Source organism: Natrinema salifodinae, from assembly GCF_900110455.1.
Lineage (GTDB): Archaea > Halobacteriota > Halobacteria > Halobacteriales > Natrialbaceae > Natrinema > Natrinema salifodinae.
This window is the reverse complement of sequence record NZ_FOIS01000004.1, coordinates 665,611-681,444: the sequence shown is the minus strand read 5'-3', so window position 1 is coordinate 681,444 and position 15,834 is coordinate 665,611. Positions and strand designations below refer to the sequence as shown.

Below are 15,834 nucleotides of genomic sequence, written 5' to 3'. Positions count from 1 at the left end.
GAGAAATAAAATCTCCTTCGATTTAGAGAGACCCTCCGACGCGACTCCGGGCGCCAGGCGGTCGTCGCTACGGATGTGTGCGGCCCGATTTCGATTGTCGCCGTCGAGCGACGCGTTACAACCCGGCGACGTCTTCGATGGCGTCGGTCAGCGCCTCGATCGACTCGCGGTCGTGTTCGCCCATGTGGCCGATGCGGAACGTCTCCTCGCCGAGTTGCGAGCCGTAGCCGTTCGAGAAGACCATGTCGTACTCCTCGGAGACGGCCTCGATGGTCGCGGCGACGTCGATCCCCTGCGTGTTCTCGATACAGCTCACCGTCTGAGACTCGTAGCCCTCCTCGGGGAACATATCGAAGTGCTCGCGGGCCCACTCGCGCGTGTACTCGGCCATCTCCCGGTGGCGCTGATCGCGCGCGTCGTGGCCCTCCTCGAGCATGTGTTTCATCTGCTTGCGGTAGGCCAGCATGACGGGAATCGCCGGCGTGGAGTGGGTCTGGCCCTTTCGATCGTAGTAGTCGAGCGACCGCTGGAAGCCGCCGTACCACGACGCCGACTCGCTCTCGAGTTCGCGCTCGTAGGCCTCGTCGCTGACGACGCAGACCGCCAGGCCCGGCGGCATGGCGAAGGCCTTCTGGACCGACGTGAAGATGACGTCGATGTTGTGCTGGTCGATGTCGACGTAGTCGCCGCCCAGCGCCGAGACGGCGTCGACGATGAAGTAGGTGTCCGGATACTCCGCGACGACGTCGCCGATCTCCTCGATCGGATTCCGGACGCCGGTCGAGGACTCGTTCATCACGCAGGTGACGGCGTCGTAGTCGGTGTCGCTTTCTTCGAGGGCGTCGCGGACCCCCTCGGGCTTGACCGCCTGGCCCCACTCGTACTCGAGGGTGTCGACGTTCTTGCCGAGCCGCTCGGCGACGTTCGCCTGGCGCTCGCTGAAGCTGCCGCAGGTCGTCACGAGGACGTCCTCGTCGACGAGGTTGAGGATCGAGCTCTCCATGAACTCGGTCCCCGAGCCCGTGAGGACGATGACGTCGTTGTCGGTGTCGAGGAACGTCTTGGTGTCCTCGACGATGGTCGTATAGAGGTCGGTCATCCGGTCCATCCGGTGGCCGAACATCGGCTGGCTCATCTCCGCGATGACGTCCTCGCGCACCTCGGTCGGGCCCGGGATGTACAGCGTCTTGTCGGGATAGTTGGCTTTGTATTCGCGTTTCTTAGTCACGGAAACCACCTGAGTACGGCCTACTGGTTCACGAGACGGTATGGTACTTTTGATGCCGCATCGAGAACGGGACGGCCGACTGGTGGAGCGACCCCCGCGAGGAAGGCGTCCGGGGTGAGACCGGCACATAATGCGGCAGATTGTATCGAAGCGAACCGGACGGAGTATGGACGTGTCCCCGCCAATCGTGACGGGACGGATAACCGCGGTCACGAAAAGCGATCAGAAGAACGGGAAGTGTAGCGGGTTTATCGGCTGCGGCAGCAGACGCCGTGCCGAGAGCCGTTAATCGGCGACCTCACTCGCTGGATTCGTTGGACTCGTTACCGCTGTCGCCGCCATCGCCGCCGTCACCGCTCGTGGTCTCGATGGTGCCACGCATACCGGACGTGGAGTGGGGGTCGCAGACGTATTCGGCCATCTCGCTTGTGACCTCGATCTCGTAAACCTGACTGTCGCCCGGCTCGGAAATGGTATCCGTCGTGTAATCTTCAACAATCTCTTCGTTGTCGTTCCAGATTTCGAAGTTGTGGCCGCTGCCGTCGCCCTCGTCCCAACCGATCGTGTAGGTTTCGCCCTCGGTGAGCTCGATCGTCGGGTTTTCGACGTCTTCGATGTCAGACGGGTTCTTCCCGTGCCAGGACATGTTCTCGGCGCGGAACAGGATCTCCGTACCGGACTCGATCGTGTAGGTTTCGCCGCCACTGTCCCCGTCACCGCTGCCGTCCCCGCCGTCGTCGCCGTCGCCGCCGCTGCTGCAGCCGGCGACGAGCGCGGTCGAGGCCGCCGCTCCCGTGAGCTTCATCGCTGTCCGCCGTGAGATCGGATTATCTCGTGCCATCACCGGGAGTTGGTCCCTCGCACATAAAAATTGATACCTTCTCGGTTACAGTGTTATGTGACTGCATACACAAGAAACGAATTACAGTCTCCGGCGGGCGTTCGGTTCGACAGTCGCTAGCGGTCGGTCAGGCGTCGCCCCGGTCACCTGGCCTGAATCGTTCGGCCCGCTCGAGCGAGAGTCGCAGGAACACGGGCACCGTGACGACGGCGATCGCGATCTCGAGGCCGCCGACGACCAGAAAGGCCAGGTCGTAGCCGTGGGCGCCGGCGACGATCCCGCCGACGAGGAACCCGCTGAGAAACCCCAGGCTCCCGGCGAGATTGAACCCCGCCATCGCGATCCCGCGCTCGCTCTCGTCGGCCAGGTCCGTCACCAGCGCCATCGTCGCGGGGGAAACCAGCGCGCCGAGGACGCCGACGCCGACCATCGCGGCCGCGGCGGTCGGGACCGAGGGCGCAGCCCCGACGACGAGGATGCCGCCGCCGTAACATAGCGAGCCGACGACGATCGGGATCGTCCGGCCGATCCGGTCCGAGAGGGCCCCCATCGGGTACTGCAAGAGGGCGAACGGCGCGAAGAAACACGCCAGCAAGAGCCCGGTCGCCCCGGCGTCGAGGCCGAACGTCTCCTGGAAATACAGCGTCCCGACGAGCGCGAAAAAGCCTGCGGTGAGCCGATCGACGAACCCGAACGCGTAGGGGATCGACAGCGTCGGCCGCTGTCGGACGTTCTCGACGAGCGCGCGGGCGGTCCGACGGTCGTCGGCGCCTGGCGCGCGGTCCCCGACCCGAGAGACGAGGCCCCCCACGCAGACGAGCAACCCGCCGGCGACGAGCAACGGGGCGAGCGGGTGAAACTCCGTCAGTTGCCCGCCGACGGGCGCGCCGAGGGCGGCGCCGAGACCGATGGCGATCCCCGCCGCTCCCATGTTCCGGCCGTGACCGCCCCGGAGGTCCATCAGCATGGTCATCGTCAGGGAGAACGCGCCGATGGTCATCGCGCCCTGGAAGATTCGCACGAGGAGGACGCCCTCGAAGGGGATCGAGCCCACGAGCGGGACGGCCGCGAGGGCGACGTAACCGACGGCCCCGGCCAGCGAGCCGACGACGATGAAGGGCGCGCGGCGACCGGTCGCGTCGCTCGCCAGGCCCCAGACGCCGACGAAGGCGACGTAGGCGGCGAACTCCGCGACGAGGAACCACATGCTCGCGTCGAGCGGCGTCGCGGCGAGCGCCGACGCGGAGGCGTCGGCACCCAGCGCCGCCACGAGCGTCGCCACGCCCGGATACAGCAACACCTGCGAGAACAACACCGCGAAGACGAGGGCGGCGAGTACGGCCCGGTCGCGGTCACTCGAGTGCACGAGCGCCCCTTGGCGCTACGAGCCTATCAAATCGATCGTCTCGGCGAAATCGTCCCGCGAACGTGTCGCAGGATCCTGTCACTCCCAACCACACTGCTTGTCGGATCGATGCATTTTCGGTCTCAGCCGACGTGACCTCTCCGATGACAGTCACGCGCAGGCACCTACTCGCGGCGGGCGCGGCTGCCGGAAGCGGACTCGTCGCCGGCTGTACCGGGACCGTCCGGGACTCGCTGGCTTCGGCGCCGGCGACGATCGCCGGGACGACGCTCGACGGGACCGGCTACGACGAACACACCGTCGACGAGCTCGTTATCGAGCGGACCGTCAGTCGCTTCGGGATCGAACGCACCATCGAAGCCCGGAACTGGTACGCCGAGTACGACCGGGCCGTCTCGCTCGACGCGGTCGGGCTAACCCGGATCCAGGCCGCGGTCGTCGCCGTCCTCTCGACGCCGCAGGTGTCGGTCCTCGGGAAGACGTTCAACCCCGTCGGTGACTACTCGACCGACGATTTGGTCGAGCTTATTCAGGACCGGTACGACGAACTCGAGGACGTCGAGTCCGTCGACGAATCGTCCGTCTCGATCCTGGGCGCGGAGACGACCCTCGCGCGGTATCGCGCCGAAGCGCGGCTGATCAACGCGGATACCACGCTCGACGTCTACCTGCAACTCAGCGAGCGCGGAGCGACGGGGCGCTACGGCCGGATGTACGCGTAGCCCTCGCTCTGCAGCCTGGTGAGTTCGCCGCCGCCGGAGGGGACGGTCTCGACGCCGTCGACGAGATCGGATTCCGCGAGATCCTTCAGGTCGAGGGTGTTCCCGCAGGCTTTGACCGCGACGCCCGCGTCCAGTAGCGATTCGACCGCGTCGCTGCCGTCGCCGCCGGCCGTCAGCGGCTCGATCCCCTCGGCCTGGGCGACGATGGCGATATCGTCCATCTCGACGGACTCGTCCTGCGTGAGGTTCTCGGCGATGGTGAGTGCGGTCCGTTGCTGCTCCGGATCGTCGGCGATGAGGTGGAAAACGGTTTGCACGCATCGACGGACTCCCCGGCGCTCAGTAGGAGTTGGGCCTGCGAGCGAAACGGACCGACGAGGGAGCAGAGATCTCGCTTTCGGAGACGGCGGCTTCCGCGTCGGGTGACGCGACGACCCTTCGTGAGTGGCATTCTCTAGTCCGCGGATTTTGCCGTTACTGCGACGCATATGTCCCTGGAGTAGTATGCATACTAAACATGAGCGACGACGCGAGCGACGGGCACGACTCCGATTCCGACAACGAGCGCGGACTCGGGACGCGCAGCGTCCACGCCGGCCAGTCCCCCGATCCGGAGACCGGCGCGATGGCACCCCCGATCTACCAGACGACCTCCTACGTCTTCGAGGACGCCGACACCGCCGCCGACCGGTACGCGCTCGAAGACGACGGCTACATCTACTCTCGCATCGCGAATCCGACCGTCCGCACGCTCGAGAAGCGCCTGGCGGCCCTCGAAGGCGGCGCGGACGCGGTCGCGACGGCCAGCGGCATGGCGGCGCTCGACGCCGCGGTCCTGATCCTCGCGGAAGCGGGCGACAACGTAGTCTGCTCGACCGACACCTACGGCGGGACCACGGCCTACTTCTCGAAGACCGCGAGCCGACGGGACATCGAGACGCGGTTCGTCCCGACCCGCGAGTACGACGAATACGTGGACGCCATCGACGAGGACACCGCCTTCGTCCACGTCGAGACGGTCGGCAACCCCTCGCTGGTCACGCCCGACTTCGAGCGCGTCGCCGAGATCGCCCACGACAACGGCGTCCCGCTGGTCGTGGACAACACCTTCGCGACGCCCGCCCTCTGCCGGCCGCTCGAGCACGGCGCCGACGTCGTCTGGGAGTCGACGACCAAGTGGCTCCACGGCTCCGGGACCACGGTCGGCGGCGTCCTCGTCGACGGCGGCACCTTCCCCTGGGGCGAGCACGGCTACGACGAGATCGCGGGGCCGAACCACGCCTACCCCGACGTCGACTTCTCACGGGACTTCCCCGAGGCGCCGTTCGCCGCCGCGGCCAGGTTCCGCTCGCTGCGCAGCCTCGGCAACCAGCAGTCACCGTTCGACGCCTGGCAGACCCTTCAGGGACTCGAGTCCATGCCCCTGCGCGTCGAGAAACACTGCGAGAACGCCGCGATCGTCGCGGAGTACCTCGACGACCACGAGGACGTCGCCTGGGTCACCTACCCCGGGCTCGAGGACCACCCGACCCACGACAACGCGCGGCGGTACCTCGACGACTACGGCGGTATGGTCGCGTTCGGACTTAGGGAGGGGTTCGAGGCCGGCAAGGCCTTCTGCGAGAACGTCGAGGTCGCTCAGTTCCTCGCGAACATCGGCGACGCGAAGACGCTCGTGATCCACCCCGCCAGCACGACCCACGGCCAGCTCTCGCCGGAAGAACGGGAGGAAGCCGGCGTCACGGAGGACCTGATCCGGATGTCGGTCGGGATCGAGGACCCCGCGGACATCCTGGCCGATCTCGAGCAGGCGATCGACGCGGCCACACGCGCCTGTCGAGGAGCGGGTGAGCGTCCGTGACGACGAGAGACACCGTCGACCTCGGGGAGTTTCGATTCGAGTCCGGCGAGACGATCCCCTCGCTCGAGGTCGCCTACGAGACCTACGGCGAGTTCACCGGCGACAGCGCGGAGCCACGCTCCGCGAGCGATCGGGTGCAGCCCGAAAGCAACGCCGTCCTGATCTGTCACGCGCTGACCGGCAGTTCCCACGTCGCGCGCCGCCCCGACGCCGGCGACGACACCGCCGGCCAGGCCCGCGCCTGGTGGGGCGACGTCGTCGGCCCCGGGAAGGCAATCGACACCAGCGAGTACTTCGTCGTCTGCGCGAACGCGCCCGGCTCCTGTTACGGGACGACCGGCCCCGCCAGCGAGAACCCCGAAACGGGCGAGCCCTACGGCACCGACTTCCCGCCGGTCACGGTCGGCGACTGGACCCGCGCCCAGCGGCGGCTGCTGGACGAACTCGGCATCGGGCGACTCCGCGCCGTCGTCGGCGGCAGCGTCGGCGGGATGAACGTCTTAGACTGGCTGCGACGCTACCCCGACGACGTCGACCGCGCCGCCGCGGTCGCGACCGCCGCCCGCCTCGACGCGCAGTGTCTCGCGCTCGATACCGTCGCCCGGCGGGCGATCACGTCCGACCCGAACTGGAACGGGGGCCACTACTACGGCGGCCCCGAACCCGAGGACGGCCTGGCCCGCGCGCGCCAGATCGGCCACATCATGTATCTCTCGAAGGACTCGATGGCCCGCAAGTTCGGCCGCCGATCGGCGGGTCGGGAGACCGTCCGCGAGGAGACGCCGGACCCCGCGGCCGCATTCTTCCCGTACCGGGAGGTCGAGTCCTACCTGGACTACCAGGCCGACAAGTTCGTCGACCGGTTCGACGCGAACAGCTACCTCTACATGACCCGCGCGATGGACGACTTCGACCTCTCGGCGGGCTACGAGGGCGACGCCGACGCGCTCGCGGCCTTCGAGGGGGAGCTCCTTCTGGTGTCGTTTACCGGCGACTGGCACTTCACGGTCGACCAGGCGGAGTCACTGGCCGAGGCCTGCCGAGAGGCGGAGGTCGACGTGGCTCACCACGTGGTCGAGTCCGATCACGGTCACGACGCCTTCCTGGTCGAGCCGGAGAAAGTCGGGCCGCCGCTGTCGGGCCTGCTCGCGGACGGACTCGCGGGTCGGGCGATCACCGACACCGAGCCCGAGACCGACGACACCGGCGAGTTCGCGCCGGTGCATACGAGTCTGTTTTCCGAGTAGTCAGTTGTCGATACTAATTTCTGATAGAAATAGTTCGTCATCGAGCGCCCCGTTCCGCCGTCATCTCACCCCTGTGATACCCTAGCCTTGAGAGAATTTCTCGTAACTTATAATATTCTCCTATTTGACGTATCGGTGATGTCAACCGAGGAGCAGCTCGATTACGAGGAGGAATCGGCAGACCAGCAGCGGGGGCGACAGGACGACGAAAGCGACCTGCCCGTCAAAGAGGGAGCGGTGTTCGGCGCGATCGCGGTAGTCGCGACGTACTTCGCGCACCTGTTCGTGACGCTCGTGGCGTCCGCACGGACGACGCCCGAGATCACGCTGGAGCAGACGAGCGACGACATGGCGGTGGTCGCCACGGACCTGGTGAGTTCGTGGGTGGCGGCTGGCTGGAGCTACGTCGCATCGTTCGGCGTCGGATTCGAGGCTGCGGGAGAGTCCGCGACGATCACCGACGCGCCGAACAACGTCGCCGCCATCGCCAATCCGCCATTCTTCCTGATCGATACGGTCCTCTTCCTGGCGACGGTCGGCGCCGTAGTCGCCGCCGGATACGCCGTCGCGAGGTACACCGAGGCCGACGACGCCGTCGAAGCAGTCAAAGCCGGCGTGACGGCCGTCCCGCCGTATCTCGCGTTCGCGGTGATCGCCGCGTTCCTGATGACCCACACCTACTCCGAGGACGTGCTCGTGCAGACGCTCGTCGGCGATTCGTCGACCAGCCTCGGCAACGTGGCGACCCTCGAGTACAGCCAGTTCTTCAACGACGAGGGCAACGTCATCAGCGACGTCGAGTTCGGTCCGGCGACGATCGACGCGATCCTGTTCGGCGGGATCGTCGTCCCGGCCGTCCTCGCGGCCGCCGGCGGACTGCTCACCCAGTGGCGTGACGCGGTCGAGACCGCCGTTACCGCGGTCAACGAACGGTAACCACCGGTGTAACCCGGCCCGACAACGTTTCTTGTAGTACGATTTTTTGAAGCGCCGTGACGCAAGGACGGAGAAGAACGGAGAGAGGCCGAGAATCGAAGAGACGCATCGAGGGACGGAGAGGGGAAGAAGACGGAGAGAGGAAGAGGAGTTCCGAAACGGTAGCGATTAGCGACCGTCTCCCTGACCGTGGGCGAGGGCGGGGTCGGCGGAGACGTATTGGTTGGCGTTCGAGTCGTTCGAGCGGCGGCGAGCGAGCCAGTACTGCAGGTCGGAGACGAACAGCGCGAGGTTCTCGCGACCGAACAGTGCGAGCGAGATCCCCTGGGGCGAGCGGAACAGGGCGATCAGCGACCACATCGTTCCGGCGGCGAACGCGCCCGCGGCGGAGAAGGTCATCCCCAGCGTGAAGAACGTCATGCTGTAGGTGAACCCGATCCCCATCGACGGTAGACTGGTGCCGAGCGGGACCCGTGCGCTCGAATCGCGGAGCGTCGGGGCGAGGAAGATGATCGAGAGGCTGCTCCCAACCATGAACACGAGGTCTTGCCACATCATCATCAGCACTTACTCGATCCGTAGTTAAAACTCACACGGTCCAGAAATGGGATCTTAGGCCTTACATTCATCGAAAACGGACGATACGGCTGAAACGGGGAAGCGCTGCAACCGGGGCCCGCTAGCTGCGGATCGGGATTTTCCGCGAGAGGACAACTGGCGATTACAACCGCGAAACTAGTTATTATTCGTTCGGTTCAGCGATCGGTGAGGTGCCCCTCCTCGACCAGGGTCTCCCGCGCCTCGGCCATCGACGTGACGACGACGTCACAGTGCGGCTCGACCGCCGGCTTCGGATCGAAGCCGATCGCCAGGCCGGCGACCTCGAGCATCGGGAGGTCGTTGGCGCCGTCGCCGACCGCGACGGTTTCGGCGAGGTCGACGCCGACGTCGTCGGCCAGGGCCGCGAGCGCGTCGTCCTTGGTCCCCTCGATGAGGGGGCCGTCGACCTCGCCGGTCAGTTCGGTTCCGTCGTCGTTCATCGGGAGACGGTTCGAGACGATGTGGTCGACGGAGACGCCTTCGCGCTCTAAGGCGGCCGCGACGCCGCGCTCGAACCCGCCGGTGAGGATCGCGGTCGTGATGCCGGCCTCGTTCAACTCCGCGATGAGGTCGGCGGCGCCCTCGCGGAGGACGACCTCGTCGAAGGCGGCCGCGGCGTCTTCGCGGGGGAGTGCCTCGAGCAGGGCTGCGCGCTTGTGCAGGCTCTCGGCGTAGTCGATCTCGTCGTTCATCGCGCGCTCGGTGATTTCGTCCATGTCCTCGGCGACGCCGCGCCGGTCGCCGAGCAACACCGTCATCTCAGAGTCCGAAAGCGTCCCGTCGAAGTCGAAAGCGACGACTGTCATCGGTCGCCGATTGATGGTCCCCGGATAAACCAGTTCAGGTTTCCCACCGCGCAGCCGCGTCGTCGCCTCGGCCCGCCAGTCGGCGGCTGATTGCACAGCCGCATCGACCGAAACGTATTATCCACCCGCCTCCGTTTCCGGACATATGTCGTCGAATCGACGGTTCGAGTACGACAAGGGTCCCAGTCTCGAGGACGAGCGTCCGTCCGCCGAGGACGAGGGCGAAGCCGACCGGAACGACGGCGGCAACGGAACCGACGGCGACGGGCCGACCGGAAGCGAGCGGCCGATCGCGGCCGTCGCACCCTGGAAAGCCGGCGCCGTCGCGGGCGCGGGCGCGTTCGCGATCGCAGTCGGCGTACTGTACCACCTGGTCGCGACGATGGACGCAGTCGGCAGGTACGGGCAAGCGGGGCCGGGTCGCTTGGTAATGACCGGTCTGTCCACGCTCGCGAACCACGGCGCGACGATCGAGCGCGGCGGCGAGCCGATCGAGACCGCCATCGCCGCGACCGGCATCGGCCTCGCGACGCAATTGACGGCGCTGGTGCCGGCCGTAGTCCTGCTCGCTGCCGGCTATCTCCTCGGCCGCCACGTCCGCCTCGAGACGCGCCGCGACGGGGCGCTGGCGGTCGGCGCGCTCGTCCTGACGTACACGGCCTCGACCGTCGCCCTCGGAGCGATCGCCAGGTGGACGCCAGGCGACCCGAGCCGGCCCGACCAGGCGGAGACGATCGCCGCCGCGCTCGACCTCGCGACGGTCGTCTCGATCGGACGAACCGCGCTCGTGTTCGCCGGAATCGGCGGTATCGTAGCTACACTTCCGCAGCTACTCGAGGCGGGGCCGATCGATCTGGTCGACGACGGCGACTGACGGGGGCGAGTCACACCGCGGGCCGCAAACCGCTACCGCCGCAGAATGACGCTGCTACCACAACGTTGACCCGCCGCAGTCACCCACTATCACCGATGACCGATCCGTCGCAGTCGGGTGAGCCGCGTTGATGACGAGCCCGGCGCTCGAAGTCGTCGCGCTCGCCATGCTCCCTGCCGTCCTCTGGGGGCTGTCCCCGATCTTCGAGAAGCGAGGGATGGCCGCCGGGGGCGGGGCCGTCCAGGCGTCGCTGGTCGTCGTGATCGTCGACTCGACGTGCTACTGGCTCGCCATCGCGGCGCTGTACGGGCAGTCGGCCTTCGCGGGGCTGACGCCCGAGACGCTGGCCGTCTTCGCGTTCGCGGGCGTGGTCGGCACCGCCCTCGGACGAATCACGATCTTCGTCGGCGTCGATCGGGTCGGCGCCAGCATCAACAGCACGATCCTCAGCACGCGTCCGCTGTTCGCGACCCTGATCGCGCTGGTGGCGCTCGGCGAGCCGCTCGGCCCCGTGACTGGCGTCGGCATCGTCGTCCTCGTCGCCGGCCTCGCCCTGCTGACGGCCTCGAAGGGCGGCGACCTCGCGGGCTGGTCCCCGCGGGACCTGCTGTGGCCGATCGCCGCCGCGGCCACCTTCGCCGTCGCGAACGTCAGCCGCCGGTACGGTATGCTCGAAACGCCGCTATCGGCGCTCGAAACGGTCGCGATCAACGAGACGGCCGGCCTAGTCGCCCTGGTCGCGTACGTCCTGGCCCGCGGCGGTGCGGGCTCGCTCGCCAAGCCGAGAGCGTCGTACCGCTACTTCGTCGGCAGCGGCCTGCTGACGACCGTCGCGATGCTCTCGCTGATGGTCGCACTCGGCCTGGAGGACGGCCGGATCGCGGTCGTCGATCCGCTGGTCGCGACCGCACCGCTGTTCACCGTCGTCTTCGCGGCCGTCCTCCTCCGTGACGTCGAGCGAGTGACGAGAGGCGTCGTCGGCGGCGCGGCGCTGGTCGTCGGCGGCGCGGCGTTGATCACGCTCTGACCGGCGACAGACGACCCGGTCGCCGTCGGTTCGGCGCCGATCGGTCGTGAACCGAGGCGGGTGGAACGGAGACCGAGACGCTCCGCGACCCCGACCCTAGCACTCGACGCGCCTGGCGGTCGCCCGGAACAGGTGCAACGGCGAACTGAACACCTGCGCGTCGGCCTCGAACGTGTAGCACGCTCCACTTTCGAGCGACTCGCGCGTGAAGACGACCGTCGTCGAACGGACTAAGTCCTCCTCGACCTCGGCGCGGGCGACGTAGCCTGTGTACTCGTCGGGACGTTCGAGGACGGGAACGGTTTCGTCGTTCGGCAGCCGAAGGAGTTGGACGGCGATCGGCGCGGGAAGCCGCTCGACGACTCGCAGGGTCAGTCCCGGCCGGTACTCGGTCATGGGGATCAACACCAGTTGACTGGAATTCGATTCGACCTCCGCTTCCGCGGTCGACGCCGCTGACGACTGGTCGTCGCCAGCGGTGGCGTCGGTGCGCTTCTCGATCGACGCGGACGATCCGACGATGACCGCGCTGGCGGCTACCGTCCGCTGGTTCGCTGTGTCGGTCGAGGACGCGTCTGCTCGCTCGTCCGATTCGTCCGTCTCGTTCGTTCTCCAATCGGCGGTCATGGTCGGTGATACGTTGGTAGCGGTTTCGGTGACGGCCGGACCGATGGGACCCGCACACGAGGTCGGCGACCGAGACGACGCTAAAAATGAACGGCGGGTCGCTACTCGAGCGTCGTGGCGATGAGGTTCAGTCGCGTACTGAACATCGTCGCGTCTTCGCCGAGCGTCGCGCTCTCACCGGAGTCGATGCTCCCGTCACGGACGAACAGGAGGGTCGTGGGACCCTCCGGGCCGTCATCGACCTGGTATCGGATGATGTGACCGGTGTATTCGTCCGGTTGGGAGATCTCCGGAACGGTCTCCTCGTCGGCGGTCTGGAGGATGTTCACGGTCGTGCTCGTCTCGAGTTGTGCGACGACGTCGAACGACTCTTCGGCTTCGTAATCGTACGTGAAGGCCAGGACTCGCCCTTCTTCATCTTGCACCATCGTTATTCACTCTCCGTTTCCACGGTTGTCTCGTTCTCAGTCTCATTCTCGGTCTCCTCCTCGAGGACGCCGTTGTCGTCCGTGTCCTCTTCGATGGCGCCGTTATCGTCGTCCGTGTCCTCCTCGATCGTGTCGGTATCGCCCGTCGTTCCGCTGTCAATCGACGCACTGAGGAGGTTCAGATCCGAGTTCAGCACCGACGCGTCCTCGCCGATCGTCCCGCTGTCATCGGTGCTCAGGCTCTGGCCGCGCACGAAGAGGAACGACGTGATCCCCGATTCCTGGCCGATGTCGTATCGGATAATGTGACCGGCCCACTCGTCGGGCTGAGAGATCTCCGAAACAGTTTCTCCGTCCACCTGTAGGATTTCGACCGTCGTACTCGTCTCGAGCTGCGCGAGGACGTCGAAACTCGCCTGGGGATAGAAATTGTTCGCGAAGACCGCTACTTGATCATCCTGTGCACCGACTGTCGCGGTCCCGAAGGCGCCCGTTCCGAGCGTCAGCGCGCCCGCCGCGAGGGCACCCTTCGCCATGAACGACCGTCTCGAGTCGCCTGTCGTGTCTTGTTCGCTCATTTTTGCTCTCACGCCCAAACAGGGCGTCGAGACCTTGGCTGAGTTGTTGAATAAACGCCGGCGACCGTTTCATTCCGTATCAATTAATTTAATGAGACTGGGAGTATCGGCGAGTGATTGCGTTCGAGAGACGTTCGTTGCGACCGATTCGCCGTTTGCAGGGAGACAACAGCACTGACAATTGCGCCCTCGGAAACGCCAGTTTGCGTCGATCTGTTGCGATCCTGTTGATATCGGAAATCGTACCGATTCAGTTCGCGGCCGACAGCAGGGAATTGAGTCGTCGAAGAGAGGGAACAATGGCTGCGGCGGCTGAACGCTACATATCGGGCGAGGACAGCCAGTTACAAGATACCAGGCGGAAGTACACGACGAATGTCTGAGCGATACCGGTTTGTAAGCATCCGTAATCGCGAACGATCGACCGGACTGATTCGGCTCGACTCTGCGCTCGAATCGCCGACCGAACCGGTTCCGATGGCGACGCATGATTGGTACGGAAATCGTCACATTCCGGGTGAACGTTCCGAACATGATAGCGCCGAGATGCGTCGCGAGCGGAACGCGCGTCCCGACGACAGTCACGCGTTTTGAGAGGCGAACGCCGGCCGTCAATCGGTTACCCGTCCGTCCGGACCGACGCGGCGTTAACTGCGCTCCGAGCGAGGCACTCGCCGCACACCGGCGGCGGGCAAGACGGCTCGAAACAGTCGTCTATCACACCGCTGAGCCGCGGTAACGGTCGTTCCCGCGAAATCGATCCCAGGACGGAACCGGAACGGTCGTCACGGCATCGGTCACCGGGAAAAATCCCCTTTGGAACGGTAATCGGCGACGTAGCGTATCGGTCCCCGAAGGCAACAGTGCAGTATCTCGCAAACGGTAGCAACTTTACGGGCCCCTCGTGTAATCGACGTCGGCAACGGTAGGTGGTAACGATGAGGGGCGTCCTCCCGTTCGAGGGATCCGTCGTCGACGGTTCGTGCGGGCGGCAGCGGCCGGCGCTCTTCGAGGTACCTTGAGGTAGTTTTTGCCGTCGCTATCGACAACGGAAGGGTTTACGTTCTTCGCACGGTTGCTTCGCGCATGAAGGTTCTCGTCACGGATCCGATCGCCGACGCGGGTCTGGACGTACTGCGTGACGCCGGCCACGAGGTCGAAACGGGCTACGAACTCGAGGGAGAGGACCTCCTCCGGGCAGTCTCGGACGCTAACGGACTGATCGTCCGCTCCGGGACCGAGGTCACCGAGGAGGTCTTCGAGGCCGCCGACGATCTGGTCATCGTCGGCCGCGCCGGGATCGGCGTCGACAACATCGACATCGATGCCGCGACCGACCACGGCGTTATCGTCGCCAACGCCCCCGAAGGGAACGTTCGCGCGGCCGCCGAGCACACCGTCGCGATGACGTTCGCAGCCGCCCGCTCGATCCCGCAGGCCCACATCCGCCTGAAGAACGGCGAGTGGGCGAAAAGCGACTACCTCGGCGCCGAACTCAACGGCAAGACGCTGGGCGTCGTCGGCCTCGGCCGCGTCGGTCAGGAGGTCGCCAAGAAGCTCGACTCGCTGGGCATGAACATCGTCGCCTACGACCCCTACATCAGCGAGGAGCGCGCCGACCGCATCGGCGCCGAACTCGTCGATCTCGAGGCGAGCCTCGAACGCGCTGACTTCCTGACCGTCCACACGCCGCTGACGCCCGAGACGGAAGGGCTGATCAGCGAGGACGAACTCGACCTGCTTGGCGACGGCTACCTCATCAACTGCGCCCGCGGCGGCGTCGTCGACGAGAACGCCCTCGCGGCGAAAGTCGAGGACGGGACGCTGGCCGGCGCGGCGCTCGACGTCTTCGCCGAGGAGCCGCTCGCGGACGACTCGCCGCTGCTCGAACACGACGAGATCGTCGTCACGCCCCACCTCGGCGCCTCGACGGAGGCCGCCCAGGAGAACGTCGCCACCTCGACGGCTGAACAGGTCAACGCCGCGATCGTCGGCGAACCGGTCGCCAACGCCCTGAACGCCCCGTCGATCGACGAGAGCGCGTTCCCGCGCGTCGAACCGTACATCGACATCGCCGAGACCGCCGGTAAGGTCGCCGCCCAGCTGCTCGACGGCCGCATCGAGGACGTCGAGGTCGTCTACGAGGGCGACATCGCCGACGAGGACGTCGAGTTCGTCACCGCCTCCGCGCTCAAGGGCGTCTTCGAACCTCTCGAATGGCAGGTCAACGCGGTCAACGCGCCCCAGATCGCCGAGGATCGGGGCGTCGACGTCACCGAGTCCAAGACCCGCCGGGCCGAGGACTTCCAGAGCCTGATCTCGGTGACCGTCAGCAACGGCGAAAACGAGGTCTCGGTCGACGGGACGCTGTTCGCGGGCGACGACCCGCGGATCGTCCGCATCGACGGCTACCGCGTCGACGCCATCCCCCACGGTCGGATGGTCATCGCGCGCAACACCGACGAGCCGGGCGTCATCGGTCTCATCGGCAGCGTCATGGGCGACTACGACGTCAACATCGCCGGGATGTTCAACGCCCGCGAAACCATCGGCGGCGAGGCCCTGACCGTCTACAACGTCGACAGCGACGTCCCCGCGGACGCGAAGGAGGAACTCGAAGCCGACGAGCGGATCATCGGCATCAACGACATCACGCTGAACGGCCAGGCGTAGTCTCGTTCCGTTTTCGTTCC

Annotated in this window: 16 protein-coding genes; 7 read left to right on the top strand and 9 right to left on the bottom strand. The window is 66.3% G+C overall.

From position 1 onward, the window contains the following. Window positions 1-115: 115 nt before the first annotated feature. The 3 genes from BMY29_RS17620 to BMY29_RS17610 all read right to left on the bottom strand — a co-directional run bounded on the left by BMY29_RS17620 (window position 116) and on the right by BMY29_RS17610 (window position 3,435). Window positions 116-1,228, bottom strand: coding sequence for a pyridoxal-phosphate-dependent aminotransferase family protein (locus BMY29_RS17620; RefSeq protein ID WP_049989370.1), 1,113 nt, complete (start codon window positions 1,226-1,228; stop codon window positions 116-118). 298 nt (window positions 1,229-1,526) lie between these two features. Further along, a complete protein-coding gene (locus tag BMY29_RS17615; RefSeq protein WP_049989371.1) occupies window positions 1,527-2,069 on the bottom strand; it encodes a plastocyanin/azurin family copper-binding protein in 543 nt (180 codons plus the stop codon). Between the two features lie 127 nt (window positions 2,070-2,196). Beyond that, window positions 2,197-3,435 (bottom strand): MFS transporter, encoded by a 1,239-nt coding sequence (locus BMY29_RS17610; RefSeq protein ID WP_049989372.1) that lies wholly within the window; start codon window positions 3,433-3,435, stop codon window positions 2,197-2,199. Between the two features lie 143 nt (window positions 3,436-3,578). Here BMY29_RS17610 and BMY29_RS17605 point away from each other — a divergent pair, with 143 nt between their 5' ends. Continuing rightward, the gene (locus tag BMY29_RS17605) at window positions 3,579-4,157 is read left to right on the top strand and encodes a DUF6517 family protein (protein ID WP_241471261.1); all 579 of its coding nucleotides are present in this window, start codon (window positions 3,579-3,581) and stop codon (window positions 4,155-4,157) included. On the opposite strand, the gene BMY29_RS17600 is transcribed toward BMY29_RS17605, so the two are convergent. Next, the gene (locus BMY29_RS17600) at window positions 4,136-4,474 is read right to left on the bottom strand and encodes a DsrE family protein (protein ID WP_049989373.1); all 339 of its coding nucleotides are present in this window, start codon (window positions 4,472-4,474) and stop codon (window positions 4,136-4,138) included. The genes BMY29_RS17605 and BMY29_RS17600 overlap by 22 nt on opposite strands. 200 nt (window positions 4,475-4,674) lie before the next feature. Between BMY29_RS17600 and BMY29_RS17595 the strand changes: the two genes are divergently transcribed. The 3 genes from BMY29_RS17595 to BMY29_RS17585 all read left to right on the top strand — a co-directional run bounded on the left by BMY29_RS17595 (window position 4,675) and on the right by BMY29_RS17585 (window position 8,201). Next, entirely contained in the window at window positions 4,675-6,018 is a 1,344-nt protein-coding gene (locus tag BMY29_RS17595) for an O-acetylhomoserine aminocarboxypropyltransferase/cysteine synthase family protein (protein WP_049989374.1), read from the top strand. Continuing rightward, a complete protein-coding gene (metX, locus tag BMY29_RS17590) occupies window positions 6,015-7,265 on the top strand; it encodes a homoserine O-acetyltransferase MetX (protein ID WP_049989375.1) in 1,251 nt (416 codons plus the stop codon). The genes BMY29_RS17595 and metX overlap by 4 nt, the downstream gene beginning before the upstream one ends. Window positions 7,266-7,403: 138 nt before the next feature. Next, window positions 7,404-8,201 (top strand): DUF7978 family protein, encoded by a 798-nt coding sequence (locus tag BMY29_RS17585; protein ID WP_049989376.1) that lies wholly within the window; start codon window positions 7,404-7,406, stop codon window positions 8,199-8,201. Window positions 8,202-8,369: 168 nt separating this feature from the next. On the opposite strand, the gene BMY29_RS17580 is transcribed toward BMY29_RS17585, so the two are convergent. Beyond that, a complete protein-coding gene (locus BMY29_RS17580) occupies window positions 8,370-8,759 on the bottom strand; it encodes a hypothetical protein (protein ID WP_049989485.1) in 390 nt (129 codons plus the stop codon). 197 nt (window positions 8,760-8,956) lie between these two features. Further along, the gene (gene serB, locus BMY29_RS17575) at window positions 8,957-9,607 is read right to left on the bottom strand and encodes a phosphoserine phosphatase SerB (protein WP_049989486.1); all 651 of its coding nucleotides are present in this window, start codon (window positions 9,605-9,607) and stop codon (window positions 8,957-8,959) included. Between the two features lie 145 nt (window positions 9,608-9,752). On the opposite strand from serB, the gene BMY29_RS17570 reads away from it, so the two are divergent. Next, window positions 9,753-10,481 carry a DUF7978 family protein gene (locus BMY29_RS17570; RefSeq protein WP_049989377.1) on the top strand — a complete coding sequence of 243 codons (729 nt, stop codon included), beginning with the start codon at window positions 9,753-9,755 and terminating at the stop codon, window positions 10,479-10,481. A 130-nt stretch (window positions 10,482-10,611) separates the two neighbouring features. Beyond that, window positions 10,612-11,508 carry a DMT family transporter gene (locus BMY29_RS17565; protein ID WP_049989378.1) on the top strand — a complete coding sequence of 299 codons (897 nt, stop codon included), beginning with the start codon at window positions 10,612-10,614 and terminating at the stop codon, window positions 11,506-11,508. A 96-nt stretch (window positions 11,509-11,604) separates the two neighbouring features. Here BMY29_RS17565 and BMY29_RS17560 read toward each other — a convergent pair whose 3' ends face one another. The 3 genes from BMY29_RS17560 to BMY29_RS17550 form a co-directional block, all read right to left on the bottom strand. Beyond that, entirely contained in the window at window positions 11,605-12,135 is a 531-nt protein-coding gene (locus BMY29_RS17560; protein WP_049989379.1) for a hypothetical protein, read from the bottom strand. Window positions 12,136-12,236: 101 nt separating this feature from the next. Further along, window positions 12,237-12,563, bottom strand: a complete 327-nt coding sequence (locus BMY29_RS17555) for a hypothetical protein (protein ID WP_049989380.1) — start codon at window positions 12,561-12,563, stop codon at window positions 12,237-12,239. A gap of 2 nt (window positions 12,564-12,565) precedes the next feature. Continuing rightward, a complete protein-coding gene (locus BMY29_RS17550) occupies window positions 12,566-13,141 on the bottom strand; it encodes a calcium-binding protein (RefSeq protein ID WP_177179250.1) in 576 nt (191 codons plus the stop codon). A gap of 1,086 nt (window positions 13,142-14,227) precedes the next feature. Here BMY29_RS17550 and serA point away from each other — a divergent pair. Beyond that, on the top strand, window positions 14,228-15,814 hold the full coding sequence (serA, locus tag BMY29_RS17545) for a phosphoglycerate dehydrogenase (protein ID WP_049989382.1): 1,587 nt from the start codon (window positions 14,228-14,230) through the stop codon (window positions 15,812-15,814). Window positions 15,815-15,834: the final 20 nt, after the last annotated feature.